The organism is Oscillibacter sp. CU971, from assembly GCF_905219725.1.
Lineage (GTDB): Bacteria > Bacillota > Clostridia > Oscillospirales > Oscillospiraceae > Oscillibacter.
In genome coordinates this window covers 1-1,046 of the sequence record NZ_CAJMXG010000577.1, presented here as the reverse complement: position 1 = coordinate 1,046, position 1,046 = coordinate 1, and the positions used below count along the sequence as shown (strand labels likewise).

Here is a 1,046-nt window from a genome sequence, read left to right as displayed (position 1 = left end):
CCCGATGCCAATGACCGCCACGTCCCGCAGCTCCCACAGCCACAGCTTGGGCTTTGCTCTCAGGTTATCAGGGTAGATATAAATCACAATCACCTCCAATAAGTAAAGGCGGCATTGCCGCCCTTACTGGGTCACATAGCCTGTTCCGTTTCCTGTTCCGCCTCCGGCTCCGATTCCCCATTGGCTGTCTGTTCAGCCTCCTCCAGTGCCTGCCGGATGCAGTCCAGGAAGAAGGCGTTCTGCTTGACGCCCTTCCGCTTGAGGTAGTCCTTGAACTGATCGAACAGCTCGGTGGACACCTGGAAGGCTACAGTTCTCTGGTTCTCTTTCATGGTGGGTTTACCCTCCTGTTCATAAAATTTTGCAATGAGTTCGGTCATGTACTGACCCAGTGTCTGCCCGGACGCTTCCTGCCGCTCCCGCACCTTGGCGTGGAGGGACTCCGGAATCTGGGCGCACAGATTTTTTGTTTTCTCTGCCATATAGGGCTCTCCTTTCCTGGGCGGTATGGCAAGTATATCGGAAACGCCGGACAATAGCTATTCACACATACCAACAAAGAAGTTTTTGCAAGACGAAGCAAAACTGACAATGCTATTTTACAGGAGTGACCGCCATGGCGATGCCCCGCATAATGTACTCTACACAAGGAATTGCGACCGAATTCCCGAGTGCTTTATAGCGTGAGGAGTCGGAGGCCCCCGGCAGGTCTGTCCAAAAATCGGGAAACCCCTGGAGCCTTTCGCATTCCAGCGGCGTCAGCCTCCTGATAAGCAATGGCCTTTCGTCCCCTGTATTTTGTAAGACAAGATCGGTGGCGTCCTTATGCTGACGGGCACTTTCGGTAGACGCTACGTTGTCATCCCGAAACACATCCACTCGCTGGCGGGAAAAGACGGCGTGGTGATCCGTGGCGGTCAGCGTATAGGCGATCCCCTCCTGGCAGCCCAGACCGTTGCCGCCGTTCTGAGAAGCTGTACCAATAGAGGGAAAAGTAGTATAATGAGGGAATGATACAGAAAAATGAGCGACGCAGCTATGCGAGC

The 1,046-nt window shown here is 53.8% G+C and carries 2 protein-coding genes; both read right to left on the bottom strand.

Annotated elements, in window-relative coordinates; genetic code table 11:
* Positions 1 to 131: 131 nt before the first annotated feature.
* Positions 132 to 482 carry a hypothetical protein gene (locus tag JX325_RS17580; RefSeq protein WP_160636537.1) on the bottom strand — a complete coding sequence of 117 codons (351 nt, stop codon included), beginning with the start codon at positions 480 to 482 and terminating at the stop codon, positions 132 to 134.
* 112 nt (positions 483 to 594) lie between these two features.
* A partial coding sequence (locus tag JX325_RS17575; protein WP_243414174.1) for a DNA cytosine methyltransferase occupies positions 595 to 1,046 on the bottom strand: 452 nt, incomplete at its 5' end.